Raw genomic sequence first — 16,447 nt, forward strand, 5'->3', positions numbered from 1 at the left:
GTCACCAATGTGTCAATTGGAGTGGGTCGAGCTTATCCCCTTCAAAAAACTGTTAAATTTGAATTCAAACTAAGCGAAAGCCCCTGTGCAATCAAGACTTTCGCTCGGGCTGCAAAAAACAACTAGCAATAATGGTTAGCGAGTGGCGCGTTCGCGTCGCCAGCCGAGGAATTCTTCCAGAATAATCAGCGCTGCTCCGATGGTGATAAACGTGTCCGCCAGATTGAAAACAGCGAACGACCACGTCGGCAGATGGAACAGAATATAGTCGACCACATAACCGTGCATGACGCGGTCGATCAGATTGCCAATCGCACCGCCGACAACGAGCGCAAAGCCATAACGCGCAAAGACGCGATTGGACGGATTGGTCCACCAGAGATAAAGCACGAAAACAATGACGGCTGCGGTAATCGCAACCAGTCCCCAGTCGTGCAGCCATGCCAGCATCGAGAATGCGATGCCTTCATTATGCGTGCGAAACAGCGCAAGAAACGGCAGAATATCAATCTGCTCGTGATAGCCCATCCGGGTTTCAACGAGATATTTGATGCCCTGATCGATCAGAACCGCAAAGAAGACAACGAAAAACGATGACAGGACGGCATGACGCTTCATCCGCTGGTCCTTTCATCAAGGGTGAGCGCGTCGCGGCGAATTTCATAGAGCATCACGCCGGTGGCAATCGCCAGATTAAGCGAATCGGCGCGACCAGCTTGCGGAATACGTGCGAGCTTATCGCAGCTTTCTGCCAGATTATCCGGCAGTCCCTGTTGCTCATTGCCCATCATCAGAATGACCGGCTTTTTGGCATAAGGAATAGTGCGGTAATCGACGGCACCTTTCAAATGCGTACCGACGAGAAGCCCCGAAAAGCCTTTGCGCCAGTTGAGAAAATCGGATTCCGTTGTCTTATAGAGCGGCAACGAGAAGACCGAGCCCATGGTGGCGCGCACGGTTTCAAGCGAATAAGGATCGGTGGTGTCGCCGATCAGGATAATGCCCTTGGCACCAACCGCATCGGCTGTGCGGATGACGGTGCCAAGATTACCGGGATCGCGCACACGGTCAAGCGCGATGTAAACATCATTGCCCTTTGGCTTGAGGCTTGAAAGCTGCTGATACTGCTGCTCGAAAACGCCAACCACCATCTGCGGATTATCGCGACGGGTGATGGCTGCCATGATCTTCTCGGTCACTTCCAGCACCAGTCCGCCCTTGGCAAACGTGCGCGCTGCAACCTGCTCGACCATCTTGTTACCCTTGCCGGACTTGGCAAAAACAAGCGTCTTAATGCGCCAATCCTGTTCGAAGGCATCAATAACGAGCTTCAGACCTTCGGCCAGAAACACGCCCTGCTGGTCGCGGAATTTTTTCAGTGCGAGCGAGCGAAGGTCTTTAACAATCGGATTTGTCAGGCTGGTGACTTCTTTCACCTGACCGACCCGCTGGCCCGAATGCTGGCCAGAATGTGTGTTGCCGCTTTTAGAAAAATCGTCGTCTCGGCTCATTTTGCTACCCAGCGGCTGAACATGGAGGTGGAAAGCGCACGCTTTGAGGCACGTTCGCGAAGAATAAGTTCGCCCGATTCGACCGTTCCGCCAAGTCCGGTAAAGCGGTCGCGGACCAGTTCATGGATGGCGAAGAAGGAAGCGCGGATTGAATAGGCGGTCAGAATGACGGCCAAAGCTTTGGGCGAAAGGATCGCACGGCAGGTATCGACCATTGCAGGCAGATGTTCGAACAACTGCCAGACTTCGCCGTTCGGGCCACGGCCATAGGCAGGCGGATCAAGCAGGATAATGTCATAGGTGCTGCCGCGACGCTCTTCGCGCTGCACGAATTTCATCGCGTCTTCGCAAATCCAGCGGATTGGTTTGTCGGAAAGTCCGGCCATTTCCTGATTTTCGCGCGCCCAGACGATTGCTTTCTTCGAAGCATCGACATGGGTGACTTCAGCGCCTGCGCGTGCTGCAACAAGCGAAGCTACACCTGTGTAACCAAACAGATTGAGCACTTTTACAGTGCGGCCCGATTTGGCTGCATCACGAATAAGCTTGCCCATATAGGACCAGTGTGCGGCCTGTTCCGGGAACACGCCGACATGGCGGAACGATGTGAAACGGCCATGAAACGAAATGCCGTCATGCTGCATCGGCCATGTTTCGCCGAGCTGCTCACCAATCGGCAGCTTTGGAAATGCCCAGCGGCCCATACCTTCTTCATCGGTATTGCCGGTAAAGACTGCGTCGGCCTTATCCCATTCGCCTTTGCCGAGGCTTGGAAGCCAGATGGCCTGACCTTCCGGGCGGATGATGCGATAGGGGCCATATTGTTCGAGCTTGAGACCATCGCCGCTATCAAGCAGCGCATAATCGTTTGATGGCTCTGTTTCGAGGATGACCGGTGCGCGTTCGCCGGGACGCTCGCCTTGATACGCTTTGATTTCGCGTAGAGGGCTAGCTGCAACGTGCTTTTCTTCGGCTGGCTTAACAGGTGCCTTAGCGAATTGCGGGCGCGGCTTTTTAAAGAACGTGCCCTTGTCGTCGGCCTTGTTCCCTTGTCTTGAAGCCGAACGTGGTTCTTCATGCTTTACGCGGCCTGAACCGCGCTGCTCTTTACCACCTGTTGGCTTTTTGCCTTTTCCTTTTGGCGCCTTCACCCGAAACTCCGTTTATTATTTTGGGTTTAGGTAGGGCAAATGTCGCCGGAACGAAAGTGAAAAAACGAAAAGACGCGATCAGACCTTGGTGAGAGTGTGAGACGTGTGGCGTTTTTCAGCAGATTCGGCACGTTCGAGAAGCTGTGAGGCCTCTTTTTTATAGTGGCGACCACGGCGGCGGTGCTTTCCTTGGGTGAGCCAAGTCACCGCAGCGCCAATGAAAGCGCCAAGGATGAGCGCACCAAACAGCCAGATAAACAAAGGAGCCTGATAGGTCAGCGCTGGATTGCCGGGATTGAACGGATCAATTGTCAGGCCAATCGTTTGACGATTGGCCACCGACAAAGCGATTAGAATGATCGCCAGCGGCACAAGAATGACAATTGTTACGACGCGCTTTGCCACCATGACAGATCAGATGGCGCCGTTGAGACGGTCGCGCAATTCTTTACCCGTCTTGAAGAAAGGAACCCACTTTTCTTCGACGTCCACCGTGTCGCCGGTGCGTGGATTACGGCCACTGCGTGCAGGACGGTTTTTCACCGAAAACGCGCCAAAGCCGCGAAGCTCAACGCGATTGCCTTCAGCAAGGGCGGTTGTGATCTCATCAAAAACCGCTCCAACGATGTTTTCAACATCGCGCTGGAAAAGATGCGGATTACGGCTGGCGATAATCTGAACGAGTTCCGATTTGATCACGGCTTTTAACCCCTGTGTTTATGTTGTCCGATGAAAGGACTCAATTATTTGCCGGGTTGTTGCCCGACTGACCGTCAACGTGCCAAACGGAGAGAAGTCCGTCAAGGAAGATACGATCTTTAGCGATTTCATTAAGTAATCCATTGGCTTCCTGAGGCAAGCCCAGAAGTTTGGCACCAGCATGAATAATGAGATCGCGGAGCGAAAATCCGGTATCTGCGCTGACCGGCTTCCATTCAAGTTTCGGCAGATCTTTGGAAATACCTTTGCTCGTCAGCCAATCAATCGCTTCTTGCTCTCCACCCAACCCGTCAATCAGCTTTTTCTCAAGCGCCTGACGGCCCGTGAAAACTGCACCGTTGGCAAGCGCCAGCGCTTCTTCATGCGTGAAAGAGCGACGTTCCTGTACAATGCCGACAAACCAGTCATAGGAATCCATGATCATGCTGCGGATCATGGCTTTGGCTTCTTCGCTTGCTGGGCTGAAATAATTAGGCTCGGCTTTGAGTGGCGAAGATTTGATGGTTTCGACCTTTACGCCAATTGTGTCGAGCAGCTTCGACAGATCCGGATACTGGAACAGCACGCCGATTGAACCAACGATAGAGGTCTGATGCGCAATAATGTGGTCTGAGCCAGCGGCAATCATATAGCCCGCGGAAGCCGCAAGTGTGCCAACTTGTGTCACGACCGGCTTCTTTTTGGCGATTCTCCGCACAGCTTCATAAATCGTTTCGCCGCCAACGGTGGTGCCGCCGGGAGAATCAAGAATGAGGATCACAGCTTTGACGGCATCGTCATCGGCAATCTTGTTAAGACGCTTGAGAAGTTCTTCATTCTCAAAAATAGTGCCTTCGATGCGCACTTTCGCAACATGCGGTGTCGCAAAATTCGTTCCGCGCAGGGAATAAGAGGCGATGCCGGCGATCAATAGAGCCAGCAGAAGGAGAAACGCCACACGCCAGACAGTCAATTTACGGCGCAGCTTGCGTCTTTCGATCAGGGCTTCGGCATCTTGAGCCATTCGGTCGGTCCCATCCATTCAACAAACAAGATAAATAATAATTGATGCCTTTTAATATATGGTTCGCAATTGGGGAAGGTGGTGCGCTTCCCTTCTGCTCAGGCTGGAGACTATAATGAAATTTAGTTTTATGTTAACAAGGAATTGATCGGGCTTTTATCAGCAGTGAAAAGCCGGAATACGCGGTATTTTCTGCGAATTTATAGAGCCTATGCCCGGTTTGCATGGCAGGTGCGTTGTTTTGTGGTCTGTATCAGACTTGAGTAGCAGGCTATTGAACCCCAAATAAGCCGCATTGAACGAAGATAGCATTCGACGAAAAATGTTGATCCTAATGCTTTCGTAAACTGTTGAGCAATAAAGCAACATTAAAAGCTGACGAAAATCTGGAACGATTGAAAGACACGATGAGCGCTGACACACCACATATTCATGTTTCGCGAGGAGCTGCCACTGCAGTTTCTGAAGGCGTTGGCATGCATTTTGGAGCGTCTGAAAAGGCAGCCTCGATTTTTCGATCAGCACAGCGCCATTCGGTCCGCGTGCGGGTACTGAAGACCGCTTTGCCTGTCGCTGCAATTGCACTGGCAGCTGTTTTTTCGTGGTACACATTTCTTGCTACGCCTGCTTCGCCTGTTAAAGTTGAAGTCAATAATGGCGGAGAGCCGGGTAAGCTTGTGATGAGCAATCCGCAGCTCAATGGTTATACCAAGGATAATCGTCCTTATTCGATGGTGGCAGCAAAAGCTGTGCAGGATGCCAAGAATAGTGGCTCGATTGCACTTGAAGGTATTTCGGCAGAGCTGCCTGTTGGCGAAAAGGGTAATGCTAAAATCGAAGCTGCGTCCGGCGTTTACGATAATGCGAATGGCCGTTTGCAACTTGATAAGGATTTTACTGTTACCACTGATGAAGGACTTCATGCCGTCATGCGCAACGCAGATGTCAATCTGAAGAGCGGACAGGTGACGACAGATAAGCCGGTTGATATTCGCAATGGCAGCACGCAGATCAGTGCTGACAGCATGCAGATTAAAGAGAGCGGCAAGGTGCTGATCTTTGAAAACAAAGTGCGTGTCGTCATTGACGGTGGTGAAGTTTCGGGTGACAAAACGCCTGAAAATGATCGGGCAGGATAATTGCCGAAAAGCAGCGCATGTATTTGCCGCGCTTTTTAGGTGGTTGTGATTGGGTTTATGCGCAGTCAGATATTTCTATCTGGCTGCGTTATGTTTAAGATTAAGACTGATATTCTGGCCTAAGATGTGGTTGTGGAAGGTTGATCGACTTTTCATAACCGTTTAAGCGTCAGACAGTTATGAATTGCGCTGGACCTGATCCCGCAGGGGTCTTTAGGGGAAGTATAAGCGATGGAACGTGAGACGGGCACAATGAACAAGATCTTGAAGACCCGCACGCTGCGGATGGGATTTGCGGCTTTGGCGCTCGGTCTCATTGTTGTACCGATTTCGGCTATGGCTCAGGATAGCCAGCAGGTTCCATTCGGCAGCCTCAAGCTTTCTGATGGCAAAAACCCGATCAAGATCGATGCCGACAAGCTCGAAATGCTCGACAAAGAAGGCAAGGCCATTTTCACAGGCAATGTTTCTGTGATGCAGGGCGATGCACTTCTGAAGTCCGGCAAGATGATTGTCTTTTATAATAAAGATGCGCAGGGCGCGGATGGCAAACCCGCTGGCGGTACTGCTGGCTTGAGTGGTTCTGGCATTGATCGTCTGGAAATCAGCGAAAAAGTTTATCTGAAATCCGGCACGCAGGTCGCCACTGGCGATACCGGCACTTATGACGGCAAAAGTCAGGTCATGGTGTTGCAGGGTCAGAAAGTTGTCCTCACCGATGGTGACAATGTGGCCACTGGCTGCAAACTAACGGCCAATATGGGCACCGGCAAAGCTTTCCTTGAAAGCTGCAAGGGCCAGAGCAAGGGTCGTGTTTCGATCATCATGTCGCCCAAGGATCAACAGCAGGGCGGCGCTGCGCCCAAATCGAATTAACCGGAGCACGCGTGGGATTGTTCTGGAATAAGAAAGCCGACGAGTCTATGGCCGTTTCTGAAAGTGCTGCACCTTCATCTGCTGTTGATGGCATGATGCCTGCGCAGCCGGGCAAAGAAACACGCCTCAAGGGAACGTTGGTGGCGCGTGGACTTTGCAAAAGTTATCGCGGACGTCAGGTTGTCAACGGCGTGTCTTTTGGTGTTCGCGCTGGTGAAGCTGTTGGTATTCTTGGCCCAAACGGTGCCGGTAAGACGACGTGCTTCTATATGGTGACGGGTCTCGTTCCCGCTGACGCAGGTTCAATTGAAATTGATGGTTACGACGTAACTTCGATGCCGATGTATCGCCGTTCGCGTCTTGGCATCGGTTATCTGCCGCAGGAAGCGTCGATTTTCCGTGGCCTTTCGGTCGAGAACAATATTAAGGCTGTGCTGGAAGTGGTCGAAAAGGACCGCAAGAAGCGTGCTATGGAACTCGATGCTCTTCTTGAAGAGTTTCACATTTCGCATTTGCGTAAGGCTGCCGCAATTTCATTATCGGGTGGTGAACGACGCCGTCTCGAAATTGCCCGCGCTCTCGCATCGCGTCCAAATTTCATGTTGTTGGATGAGCCGTTTGCGGGTGTTGATCCGATTGCGGTTTCCGATATCCAGCAGCTCGTGCGCCATCTGACCAGCCGTGGCATTGGCGTTCTGATTACCGACCACAATGTGCGCGAAACGCTTGGTCTGATTGACCGTGCCTATATTATCCATGCGGGTCAGGTGCTGACCCATGGCCGCCCCGCGGAAATCGTCGCCAATCCTGACGTGCGAAGGCTTTATCTCGGCGACCAGTTCACGCTCTAATTATTTCAGGTTTCCACAAACACGTGGAAACCGCTTCCCTTCTTCCCGTGTATAACGCGACGACTGCTTCGACAGTCGCCTCATTGCTGCGACTATTTTTCCTTTTTCTGGAAAATACGCACATTCAGAATTGACAAGCAAGGTTCATACCAGTTTTGATGAACTGCACGCTTTAATTGAAAACAATTCGGGAACAAGCGGTTTGCCAGCTAACTTGCTGTAAAGGAAATGGGGGAGTTGCGCGTCATATGGCTCTGTCGCCGAGGCTAGATTTTCGTCAATCGCAATCGCTGGTGATGACTCCGCAGTTGATGCAGTCCATCAAGCTGTTGCAGATGACGCATATCGAGCTGGAGCAATTTATCGACATAGAGATCGAGAAAAACCCGCTTCTGGATAGAATAGAAGCTGCAAACGACGATTTTGCAGAGCCTGAAACTGCGAGCGATAGCGGTGACACGTCGGATGCTTCATCCGATGAAGACTGGTTCAAGACGGATAATGTCGCCGACGCGCAAAATCTTTCGTCCACCTTTGATAGCTCGTTAGAAAATATTTTTCCCGATGATCCTGGTCGCTCAGATGATGCTGGGGCCATGCTTGATCCCCAGTGGAAAACCACCGGCGTCGAGAGTGCGGGCAGCGGTGGCAGCTATGATATTGATCAACTCACAGCGAACCGTCCGTCTTTGAGTGAGCATGTTGCCGAGCAAATTGCCCTCTCATTCAGCAATCCCGCTGATCGTTTTATCGCCACTGCACTTGCTGATGCGCTCGACGAAAGTGGCTATTTGCGCGCTGATACGTCATTGCTTGCGCAAAATCTTGGCGTTGAAACAGCGCATGTTGAGCGTGTGTTGCATGCCGTGCAAGGTTTTGATCCGGCAGGCATTTTTGCCCGTGATTTGCGCGAATGTCTGGCCATTCAGCTTCGATTAAAAGATCGGTATGATCCGGCAATGGCCGCGCTTATTGATAATCTTGATTTGCTTGCGCGTCGGGATTTTGTCGCGCTCAAAAAGCTTTGTGGTGTCGATCAATCCGATCTTCTCGATATGCTGGGTGAAATCAGAGCGCTTGATCCGAAGCCCGGCACGCAGTTTGAGGTTTCGGTTGCTGATGTAATCACGCCCGATGTGTTGGTGTCGCCCACCCGCGATGGCGGCTGGGCGATTGAGCTTAACCCTGATGCGATGCCGCGCCTGATCGTGAATAATGAATATTACGCGGAAGTCAGTCCTTCTGTGAAAGCGGAAGAGAAAGCATTTCTGTCTGATTGTATGCAGTCGGCAAGCTGGCTGGTGCGCAGTCTTGATCAGCGGGCGCGAACGATTCTTAAAGTCACACAGGAAATCGTGCGTCAGCAGGACGGCTTTCTTCGCGACGGTGTCACACATCTCAAACCTCTGAACCTGCGTACTGTAGCTGATGCGGTCGGTATGCATGAATCAACCATTAGTCGCGTGACGGCCAATAAATTCATGGCAACCTCGCGCGGTGTTTTTGAATTGCGCTATTTCTTTAACGCTTCTATCGCCTCGTCAGAAGGTGGAGATGCTCATTCATCGGAAAGTGTGCGTCATCGTATCCGCCAGATGATTGACGCGGAAAAGCCCGATGACGTGCTTTCCGATGATGCAATCGTTGATGCATTGAAAAAAGACGGAGTGGATATCGCACGCCGTACAGTCGCAAAATACAGGGAATCGATGAATATTGCTTCATCGGTTCAACGCAGACGCGAGAAAAAAGCCAGATTATCTGCACGATGACAGGTGGCATCTGGCGTCAGGAAGCAGCAACGAAATACGTTTGTAACATCATGGAATTGCTCTGAAACTTTGAGACGACTGAACTCTGATTTTATAAGAATTTGCTCAATTTCTAACAAGCAGCACGCATTGCATTCGAAAATGACTGGTATTCGCTGCGATTGACAATTGACGTTTCAGTCAATAGAAGCCCGGCTCGCATAACGATATGAACCTGCAAAAGTCGGTTTCACACTGACCGATTGTTTGAATGGAAGGCTAGGTAATATTTCAGGAAACGCTTCTGCGTTTTCTGCGTTACATAAGAGAACGATGTGCAGTGAGCCATCCCTGACGATGAATGGGGAAATTACTCGAATAGCCGTGAAAATGAGCGCATTCCAGAAAGCAAGCTCTGCTTCTCTGGAATATGTGAAACGAGGCTAAAATAAGCACAGGACGAAAAGCAAAATTGATGCTGGTTCGCTTTGCGCTTCGCTCACCATGTGGTTAGACTACGTCCTGTTGTGTAACGCAAATGAGGTGTACCAAATGACTCTGCGTGTATCTGGAAAGCATATGGACGTCGGCGAAGCTTTTACGACTCGGATCGTTGATCGGGTTAATGATGCAGTCGGCAAATATTTTGATCATGGCTTTTCCGGGCAGGTAACGGTCACCAAGTCCGGATCGCGCTATAGCGCAGATTGTACCTTGCATCTCGATAGTGGTGCCACTCTTCAGAGCACCGGAGATGCGCAGGACCCGCAATTGGCGTTCGATGCGGCGGCTGATAAGATTGAAACCCGGTTGCGTCGTTACAAGCGCCGGCTGAAATCTCGTCCTGCCACTGCACCAAATGCGATCTATGATGATGTGACATATCGTGTTATGGCACCGCTGCCGGAGGAAGAGGAGGATCTTCCGGTGGATTACGCGCCAACTATTGTTGCGGAATCGTCTGTTGCTCTTCGCACCCTCTCGGTCGCGTCGGCAGTTGTGGAACTTGACCTGATTGAAAATCCGGTTCTGGTGTTCCGCAATGCAGGAAATGATGAAGTTAATATCGTCTACCGTCGTGCGGACGGAAACATTGGCTGGGTTGATCCGTCAACGGTAACCCGCCAGTCCGCGCCACGCGCCTGACGGCAAACCTGGAGCGCACGCAGTGGATGCTGTCGTGCGCTTCCCTAAACAGGGCCTTAAATGGCTTGATTGAAGAAGGAACGGAGAGAATGGATCTTAGTGATCTGATTCAGCCAGGGGCGATTATCCCTGCGTTGAAAGCCAGCTCCAAAAAGCAGCTTTTGCAGATTCTGTCTGAAAAGGCTGCGGAACTGACCGGTCTCCCTGAGCGTGAAGTTTTTGAAACAATTCTCCAGCGCGAACGTCTTGGTTCGACTGGCGTTGGTAATGGCATCGCCATTCCGCACGGTAAGCTGGCGAGTATTAATAAGATTGCCGGAATTTTTGCGCGCCTTGAAACGCCAGTGGATTTTGAAGCACTGGACGATCAGCCTGTTGATCTTGTTTTCCTGCTTCTGGCACCGGAAAACGCGGGCGCTGACCACCTGAAAGCCCTATCACGGATTGCGCGTATGCTGCGCGATGCTGATACAGTTGCAAAGTTGCGCGGCACACATGATGCGCAGGCGCTTTATTCATTCCTCAAAGCACAGCCAGCCACCAACGCTGCCTGAGTTTGGCGAATAAGAATTAAAAAAGCCGCCGTTTCGGGGAGAACGGCGGCTTTGTTTGTTCTGGCATTTGCGGGCTGGAAGTTAGTCCCTCATTCTTTCGATTTTAAACAGTGGACGGAACGTTTAACTAGGTTTCGCAACGCGATATAACGCACCGTGAACACGTATAAGCTTGATAAGCTCCAGTATTTTTTTAGTCTGCCTCTCCAGAGAGTTTCTGAATTCCAATGCCCTCATAATTGTAAGAAGCATTTCAACCTGTATGCTGGAACCTGCACATGAAGTTTCGTATTGCCCATGCGTCCGACGCGCCAGTATTGGCCGCTATCTCAATTGAAGTTTGGTTGGGGACTTACATCAAGCGTGGGGTAAATGCTTTTTTTGCTGATTATGCACTAACTGAATTTACTGCCCACAACTTCGACAAACTAATTGATGATCCCAACGAACATATCGTCGTTTCAGAGAATGAAGATGGCATAGATGCGTTCATTCGTATGAGTGACGGGAAACCTGCTCCAGTTATCGGCTGTTCGTCTATGGAGATTTCTACCCTGTATGTTCAGCCTCGTCATCACGGTAAAGGGCTTGGAAGGCTATTATTGCAGGAAGGGTTGAAATACGCGCGAGCTGCTGGAAGCCCTTCAGTCTGGCTGACGACCAATTCTGAGAATAGTCCCGCGATAGCATTTTATGTTAAACAGGGTTTTGAAAAAGTCGGAACTACAAACTTCCGCATTCAAGATCAGGCTTACTTGAATGATGTATTCAGGCGTTTTATCTCTGTATAAAAGGAAAAGATGCAATTCTCTGCGAAGCCGTAATGTCGAGCCATGTTATGGATCGACATTACTGGTTAAGCTTACTGCAGCGTCACTGTGCGCAGTTCATGTTCATGTGCGCCCTGAAGCGCTGTGGCTCGGACATCGGAGAGCACAATCGGCTCGCCGCTCGCGCCAAACAGCGCCCAGATTTCTAAACCTGGAGCAATCGGTGGCAGCGCAGGAAAGGTGCGGGAAAGGTCATCGGACCTGATCTTGCGCACATAGGCCAGTTCGCCTTCACCCAGATGCGCGAATTCATGATCAGTAAGAATGTGTCTGTTCATCATCGTAGCCTCCGTTCTAGCGGCATATCATTTGCGATCATGGCGCTTAAGAGCTTAATAATTCTTTATAGCGGTTTTGATCTGAACCTAAGGTGAACCCGGTTCAATCTTTAACTGCTATATTAATACGTTTGATCAGCCGTTCTGGTTCAGGACGATCAAGATCAATCGCTAGTAGGCCGTTTTTCAGATCGCAGGCGACAACCCGCATTCCATCCGCCAAAACAAACACGCGCTGAAACTGTCGGGCAGCGATGCCGCGGTGCAGAAATTCGCGTTCTGTGTCGTCGGTCTGGCGTCCGCGGATAACAAGCTGGTTGTCTTCCGTCATGACTTCGAGGTCGTCGCTGGCAAAACCCGCAACAGCCAGCGTGATACGCAGCCGTTCAGAACCGGTCTCGCCGCGCAGTCGCTCGATATTATAGGGCGGGTAACCTTCGCCGGATTTGGCAATCCGTTCCAGCGTCTTTTCCATTGTGTCGAATCCGAGCAATAGCGGGCTCGAAAACGGTGTCATTCGTGTCATTGCATCAGTCCTTATCGAAGCGACCGGTTATGGAAAGCACCCTTGCGGCGTATCTTTCACCCAACTGATATGGCTTGTGAAAAGCCCGACTTCAAGAGCCGAAAACCGATTCCTGATGTCACACCGTAAATCAGATGCGTTAGAGGCAAAAGCCGTCAACTTATGTGGAAAAATCTATCTTTTCGCTTTTGAAAGCGCATCGCGAAAAGCGGTTGCGAAACTTTCGCGATCATCGGGATTAAGAAAACCACCGACAAGCACGCGGTTTTCGCGGCTTTCGACATGCATGGATGTGATGCCGAACTCAGGTTTACGGGCTACTTTAAACCGCGACCAAAACGGATGAAACTCGTGGCTACTCACTTTGCCGGACGGCTCATATTTGCGAATATGCAGTGCTGAACGGGAGACGGATATTTCTTCTCGTGCATTGGCCGCGCGGTAATTCCAGCGAAAAGCCAGATAGATCAGCAGGACATCAAGACCGAAAAATCCGATGATCGGCCATGCGCCAATTGACCAGAACAGTAAGCACACAAAAAGCCAGCAGGCGATGAGCGCGCCCATCAGCACGCGAAATCCCGTTCGTCCCAGTGATCGATAGGGCGTCAGTAATGCGCTGAAAATTGGTTCGTCAAAATTATCCGGATTTGCGCCGTCTGGATGCTGCATGGATTCGACGTCCTGTGGGGGCTGCGTCAAGCTGCTAAGTTTTTTCCAAAGCCAAGTGCCAGTATAGAGACAAAATGGAAAACGCCAAAATCAAATCCCCTGTGAATGTTGCAACACCCGCTCGCCGTCCGCGCCGGGTGGCTGGTACGCTTTACACAGTGGATGAGATTCATGAGATTTTCCGCCGCTTTTCCATTCTACGCCCCGAACCGAAGGGCGAACTCGAGCATGTGAATGCTTTTACGCTGCTGGTGGCAGTGGTTCTCTCGGCACAGGCAACCGATGCGGGCGTCAACAAAGCGACCCGCGCTCTTTTCGCCATTGCTGATACGCCGCAAAAGATGCTTGCGCTTGGGGAAGAGACGGTTGGTAATTATATCCGGACCATCGGGCTTTGGCGCAACAAGGCCAAAAACGTCATTCTTTTATCAGAAGCGTTAATCCGCGAGCATGGTGGCGAGGTGCCGGACGATTTGAATGCATTGGTTGAGCTGCCGGGTGTTGGTCGCAAGACTGCCAATGTGGTGTTAAGCATGGCGTTCGGGCATTCTACCATGGCGGTCGACACGCATGTTTTGCGCATCGGTAACCGCATGGGGCTTGCGCCAGGTAAAACGCCAGAGGCGGTGGAAGCTATTCTGATGCGGGTGATCCCAAAGGAATATCTGTTCCACGCCCATCACTGGCTCATTCTGCATGGGCGCTATACGTGCAAGGCGCGCAAGCCTGAATGCGAGAAATGCGTTGTCGCCGATATTTGCAAATATCCGGGCAAAACCTGCGATGTTCCGGCAGCGCTTATTCCGCTACCGCCGCAGTTTTAACATCTCCTTTGCAGAGATCGCTTTGTGCAGATGAATCATCATCGCGGCGGCAAAAAGCGGTGTCAGCAGGTTAACGATTGGGATTGCGAGGAAGCCTGCAATCAACAGTCCTGCGAGAAAGACCGTTACTCCATATTGCGAGCGTAGCGCCTTCGCTTCCGCTTCTGAACGATAGCGCATTGCGGCAAATTCAAAGAATTCCCGGCCAAGCAGATAGGCGTTGATTACAAAAAAGGCGATTAGATTGATCCCCGGTATGAACAGCAAAAACAGCGCCACGATATTGCCGAGAATAACGACGCCTAAGAATTTCAGTGACACAATCATTGAACGCCCTAATGGCAAGGGTGTGCCTTTTGGCTCACCCGGATAATCCTCGCGCTCAACCACATCGGCCACGTCATCAAGGAAAATACCGGCGACAAGCGCTGTGACGGGAGCGATCATTAGCGCGAGCACGAGTGCCAGCCCAAGGCCAGCAACAATAGCTGCCACAATTCCAAGCCAGCCAGCCCATTCGGGCATTCCGGGCAGGATCTGCTCCATCCACGGCCAGGCTAAGGTAAAAAATAATTGACGAATTGCGACCCAGAGCCCGACGAGCAGCAATAGTGTCAAACCCAGCGTTTTCAACAAAACCGAGCGAAACTCAGGTGTTGGAAGGCGTTTGAGGGCTTTTGCTGCGGCTTCAAGGATCATTTTTGTCCACTTTTCTCGATCTTACCGCATGAAAGTAGGAAGCGGGATAGGTCTGCGCAATATCCCATACCCACAGTCCAAAGGTCTAATAGGCGGCGGACAGGGTGGTCAAAGCACTTGCAAACGGTTAAACCCGCCCCACATTGCTGTCGCCGGTTCCAGTCTGAAAACGTCAGACAACGACTGGCAGCAGATCAAAGGGGAGCCCAGACCAGCTCATGGCTACATTCGACGTTCTTTGCATTGGCAATGCCATTGTCGATATTATTTCGCGTACCGAAGACGCATTTCTCGAAACAAACGGCATCATAAAAGGTGCTATGAACCTGATTGATGCGGATAGGGCCGAGCTGCTCTATAGCCGTATCAAAGGTCAGGTTACGGAAATGTCGGGCGGCAGCGCAGGCAATACGGCGGCGGGCATTGCAAGCCTTGGTGGGCGTGCTGCCTATTTCGGCAAGGTTGCAACGGATCATCTGGGCCGGGTTTTTGCACATGACATTCGCGCGCAGGGCGTCGCTTTCGATACGCGCCCGCTTGAAAAGGGATCGCCAACTGCACGCTGCACGATTTTCGTGACTCCTGACGGTGAGCGTTCGATGAATACTTATCTCGGTGCTTGCGTTGAGCTTGGACCGGAAGATGTTGAGACTTCCAAGGTTGCAGATGCACGTGTGACCTATTTTGAAGGCTATCTGTGGGATCCGCCACGCGCCAAGGAAGCAATCGTTCTGGCATCCAAAATCGCGCATGAACATGGCCGCAAGGTCGCGATGACTCTGTCTGATCCATTCTGCGTTGATCGCTATCGCGAAGAGTTTCTCGATCTGATGCGCAGCCGCACGGTCGATATTGTGTTTGCGAATGAAGATGAAGCCAAGTCGCTTTATCAAACCAAAACACTTGATGAGGCAATCGAAGCTATCCGCAAGGATTGTGAATTGTCGATAATCACACGGTCTGAAAAAGGTGCGGTTGTCGTAACGCCTGATCAGACGATTGAAGTACCGGCTATCGAGATTGAAGAACTGATCGACACCACCGGCGCCGGTGACCTTTATGCGGCTGGCTTCCTTTATGGTTACACGAAGGATCGCTCGCTTGAGGATTGCGCACGTCTTGGTTCACTCGCCGCTGGTATGATTATCCAGCAGATGGGCCCGCGTCCGCTGGTCGATCTCAAGGCTGTGGCAACACAGGCCAAGCTTATTTAATTAGGGTACGATCCGGTCGCGCTTGAGTTCTTCTTCGGTGCGACCGGGACGGCTTTTATAAACGGGCAGGTTCCAGCCAAAGTAAAGCGCACCGCCGCGCACGACAAAGGCGATCAGTGCTGATGAAAGCCCGGCAAAGAGCGGATTGATCCCGAAGCGCTCCAGGATCACATAGAGACATGCTCCGACAAGCGCTGCGCTGACATAGATTTCGCGCCGCATCAGCACCGATGGTTCGCCTGCCACCATGTCGCGCAAAATGCCGCCCAGTGTTGCGGTGAAAATTCCGGTCACAATCGCGACTGACGGCCCAAAGCCAAGCGCCAGCCCCTTCGCGGCCCCCACCACCGTATATGCGGCCATACCAATGGCATCAAACCACAACAAAAGCCGATAGCGCGATTCAACGAGATGGGCTGTGAAATAAACAATGATTGCGGCTGATGTGCCGGCCAGCAAATAGAATGGCTCGATTACCCAGAAAACAGGCGCGCCGAGAAGCAAGTCGCGGATGGTGCCGCCACCAATGCCGGTGATGTTGGCGAGGAAAATAAAGCCGATAATGTCGAGCTGTCGACGTGAGGCCGCAAGTGCGCCGGTGGCAGCGAAGATGAAAACGCCTGCAAAATTGGCAAAGTCGATAATCGTCAAGCGCGCCTCCCAGCAATTGTCTGTCGATATTCCAACGGATGCCGGCAAAAA

20 protein-coding genes are annotated in these 16,447 nt (G+C 51.5%); 9 read left to right on the forward strand and 11 right to left on the reverse strand.

The genetic code is table 11. From position 1 onward, the window contains the following. Positions 1-135: 135 nt before the first annotated feature. From lspA to sppA, 6 genes are all read right to left on the reverse strand, one after another. The gene (gene lspA / locus WH356_RS06265) at positions 136-618 is read right to left on the reverse strand and encodes a signal peptidase II (protein WP_339509327.1); all 483 of its coding nucleotides are present in this window, start codon (positions 616-618) and stop codon (positions 136-138) included. Next, positions 615-1,511: a TrmH family RNA methyltransferase gene (locus tag WH356_RS06270; protein WP_339509328.1), complete on the reverse strand. Its 897-nt coding sequence runs from the start codon at positions 1,509-1,511 to the stop codon at positions 615-617. Before WH356_RS06270 ends, lspA begins: the two co-directional genes overlap by 4 nt. Then, positions 1,508-2,662, reverse strand: a complete 1,155-nt coding sequence (locus tag WH356_RS06275; protein WP_339509329.1) for a class I SAM-dependent methyltransferase — start codon at positions 2,660-2,662, stop codon at positions 1,508-1,510. The genes WH356_RS06270 and WH356_RS06275 overlap by 4 nt, the downstream gene beginning before the upstream one ends. A 78-nt stretch (positions 2,663-2,740) precedes the next feature. Then, positions 2,741-3,070, reverse strand: coding sequence for a LapA family protein (locus WH356_RS06280; RefSeq protein WP_339509330.1), 330 nt, complete (start codon positions 3,068-3,070; stop codon positions 2,741-2,743). 6 nt (positions 3,071-3,076) lie between these two features. Beyond that, positions 3,077-3,361, reverse strand: coding sequence for an integration host factor subunit beta (locus tag WH356_RS06285; protein WP_250039129.1), 285 nt, complete (start codon positions 3,359-3,361; stop codon positions 3,077-3,079). Positions 3,362-3,401: 40 nt separating this feature from the next. Next, complete coding sequence (gene sppA, locus WH356_RS06290) at positions 3,402-4,385, reverse strand: signal peptide peptidase SppA (protein ID WP_339509331.1); 984 nt, start codon at positions 4,383-4,385, stop codon at positions 3,402-3,404. Positions 4,386-4,792: 407 nt separating this feature from the next. On the opposite strand from sppA, the gene lptC reads away from it, so the two are divergent. From lptC to WH356_RS06325, 7 genes are all read left to right on the forward strand, one after another. After that, complete coding sequence (gene lptC, locus WH356_RS06295; protein WP_339509332.1) at positions 4,793-5,524, forward strand: LPS export ABC transporter periplasmic protein LptC; 732 nt, start codon at positions 4,793-4,795, stop codon at positions 5,522-5,524. Between the two features lie 231 nt (positions 5,525-5,755). After that, positions 5,756-6,400 (forward strand): LptA/OstA family protein, encoded by a 645-nt coding sequence (locus WH356_RS06300; protein WP_339509333.1) that lies wholly within the window; start codon positions 5,756-5,758, stop codon positions 6,398-6,400. An 11-nt stretch (positions 6,401-6,411) separates the two neighbouring features. Further along, positions 6,412-7,251, forward strand: coding sequence for an LPS export ABC transporter ATP-binding protein (lptB, locus tag WH356_RS06305; protein ID WP_310012475.1), 840 nt, complete (start codon positions 6,412-6,414; stop codon positions 7,249-7,251). Positions 7,252-7,499: 248 nt separating this feature from the next. Next, positions 7,500-9,023, forward strand: a complete 1,524-nt coding sequence (gene rpoN / locus WH356_RS06310) for an RNA polymerase factor sigma-54 (RefSeq protein WP_339509334.1) — start codon at positions 7,500-7,502, stop codon at positions 9,021-9,023. 531 nt (positions 9,024-9,554) lie between these two features. Continuing rightward, the gene (gene hpf, locus WH356_RS06315; RefSeq protein ID WP_339509335.1) at positions 9,555-10,148 is read left to right on the forward strand and encodes a ribosome hibernation-promoting factor, HPF/YfiA family; all 594 of its coding nucleotides are present in this window, start codon (positions 9,555-9,557) and stop codon (positions 10,146-10,148) included. Positions 10,149-10,237: 89 nt separating this feature from the next. Next, the gene (ptsN, locus tag WH356_RS06320; RefSeq protein WP_339509336.1) at positions 10,238-10,702 is read left to right on the forward strand and encodes a PTS IIA-like nitrogen regulatory protein PtsN; all 465 of its coding nucleotides are present in this window, start codon (positions 10,238-10,240) and stop codon (positions 10,700-10,702) included. A gap of 278 nt (positions 10,703-10,980) precedes the next feature. Beyond that, entirely contained in the window at positions 10,981-11,493 is a 513-nt protein-coding gene (locus tag WH356_RS06325; protein WP_339509337.1) for a GNAT family N-acetyltransferase, read from the forward strand. A gap of 71 nt (positions 11,494-11,564) precedes the next feature. Here WH356_RS06325 and WH356_RS06330 read toward each other — a convergent pair whose 3' ends face one another. The 3 genes from WH356_RS06330 to WH356_RS06340 form a co-directional block, all read right to left on the reverse strand. Further along, positions 11,565-11,810, reverse strand: coding sequence for a DUF1150 family protein (locus WH356_RS06330; RefSeq protein WP_339509522.1), 246 nt, complete (start codon positions 11,808-11,810; stop codon positions 11,565-11,567). Positions 11,811-11,913: 103 nt separating this feature from the next. After that, the gene (locus tag WH356_RS06335) at positions 11,914-12,336 is read right to left on the reverse strand and encodes an Hsp20 family protein (RefSeq protein ID WP_250039117.1); all 423 of its coding nucleotides are present in this window, start codon (positions 12,334-12,336) and stop codon (positions 11,914-11,916) included. A 174-nt stretch (positions 12,337-12,510) separates the two neighbouring features. Then, entirely contained in the window at positions 12,511-13,008 is a 498-nt protein-coding gene (locus tag WH356_RS06340; protein ID WP_339509338.1) for a DUF2244 domain-containing protein, read from the reverse strand. Positions 13,009-13,082: 74 nt separating this feature from the next. On the opposite strand from WH356_RS06340, the gene nth reads away from it, so the two are divergent. After that, positions 13,083-13,832 (forward strand): endonuclease III, encoded by a 750-nt coding sequence (gene nth, locus WH356_RS06345; protein ID WP_339509339.1) that lies wholly within the window; start codon positions 13,083-13,085, stop codon positions 13,830-13,832. Here nth and WH356_RS06350 read toward each other — a convergent pair. After that, entirely contained in the window at positions 13,815-14,531 is a 717-nt protein-coding gene (locus WH356_RS06350; RefSeq protein ID WP_339509340.1) for a sulfate transporter family protein, read from the reverse strand. The genes nth and WH356_RS06350 overlap by 18 nt on opposite strands. Before the next feature lie 218 nt (positions 14,532-14,749). Between WH356_RS06350 and WH356_RS06355 the strand changes: the two genes are divergently transcribed. Further along, positions 14,750-15,745, forward strand: coding sequence for an adenosine kinase (locus WH356_RS06355; protein ID WP_339509341.1), 996 nt, complete (start codon positions 14,750-14,752; stop codon positions 15,743-15,745). Here WH356_RS06355 and WH356_RS06360 read toward each other — a convergent pair whose 3' ends face one another. Further along, positions 15,746-16,396, reverse strand: coding sequence for a trimeric intracellular cation channel family protein (locus tag WH356_RS06360; RefSeq protein WP_339509342.1), 651 nt, complete (start codon positions 16,394-16,396; stop codon positions 15,746-15,748). Positions 16,397-16,447 lie beyond the last annotated feature (51 nt).

The organism is Ochrobactrum sp. MYb379 (assembly GCF_037479515.1).
Classification (GTDB): domain Bacteria; phylum Pseudomonadota; class Alphaproteobacteria; order Rhizobiales; family Rhizobiaceae; genus Brucella.

Excerpts from the sequence above, each read along its gene's own strand:
- lspA (WP_339509327.1), bottom strand. The coding sequence starts at position 618 with ATGAAGCGTCATGCCGTCCTGTCATCGTTTTTCGTTGTCTTCTTTGCG.
- WH356_RS06270 (WP_339509328.1), bottom strand. The coding sequence starts at position 1,511 with ATGAGCCGAGACGACGATTTTTCTAAAAGCGGCAACACACATTCTGGC.
- WH356_RS06280 (WP_339509330.1), bottom strand. The coding sequence starts at position 3,070 with ATGGTGGCAAAGCGCGTCGTAACAATTGTCATTCTTGTGCCGCTGGCG.
- sppA (WP_339509331.1), bottom strand. The coding sequence starts at position 4,385 with ATGGCTCAAGATGCCGAAGCCCTGATCGAAAGACGCAAGCTGCGCCGT.
- lptC (WP_339509332.1), top strand. The coding sequence starts at position 4,793 with ATGAGCGCTGACACACCACATATTCATGTTTCGCGAGGAGCTGCCACT.
- WH356_RS06300 (WP_339509333.1), top strand. The coding sequence starts at position 5,756 with ATGGAACGTGAGACGGGCACAATGAACAAGATCTTGAAGACCCGCACG.
- rpoN (WP_339509334.1), top strand. The coding sequence starts at position 7,500 with ATGGCTCTGTCGCCGAGGCTAGATTTTCGTCAATCGCAATCGCTGGTG.
- hpf (WP_339509335.1), top strand. The coding sequence starts at position 9,555 with ATGACTCTGCGTGTATCTGGAAAGCATATGGACGTCGGCGAAGCTTTT.
- ptsN (WP_339509336.1), top strand. The coding sequence starts at position 10,238 with ATGGATCTTAGTGATCTGATTCAGCCAGGGGCGATTATCCCTGCGTTG.
- WH356_RS06325 (WP_339509337.1), top strand. The coding sequence starts at position 10,981 with ATGAAGTTTCGTATTGCCCATGCGTCCGACGCGCCAGTATTGGCCGCT.
- WH356_RS06330 (WP_339509522.1), bottom strand. The coding sequence starts at position 11,810 with ATGAACAGACACATTCTTACTGATCATGAATTCGCGCATCTGGGTGAA.
- WH356_RS06335 (WP_250039117.1), bottom strand. The coding sequence starts at position 12,336 with ATGACACGAATGACACCGTTTTCGAGCCCGCTATTGCTCGGATTCGAC.
- WH356_RS06340 (WP_339509338.1), bottom strand. The coding sequence starts at position 13,008 with ATGCAGCATCCAGACGGCGCAAATCCGGATAATTTTGACGAACCAATT.
- nth (WP_339509339.1), top strand. The coding sequence starts at position 13,083 with ATGGAAAACGCCAAAATCAAATCCCCTGTGAATGTTGCAACACCCGCT.
- WH356_RS06350 (WP_339509340.1), bottom strand. The coding sequence starts at position 14,531 with ATGATCCTTGAAGCCGCAGCAAAAGCCCTCAAACGCCTTCCAACACCT.
- WH356_RS06355 (WP_339509341.1), top strand. The coding sequence starts at position 14,750 with ATGGCTACATTCGACGTTCTTTGCATTGGCAATGCCATTGTCGATATT.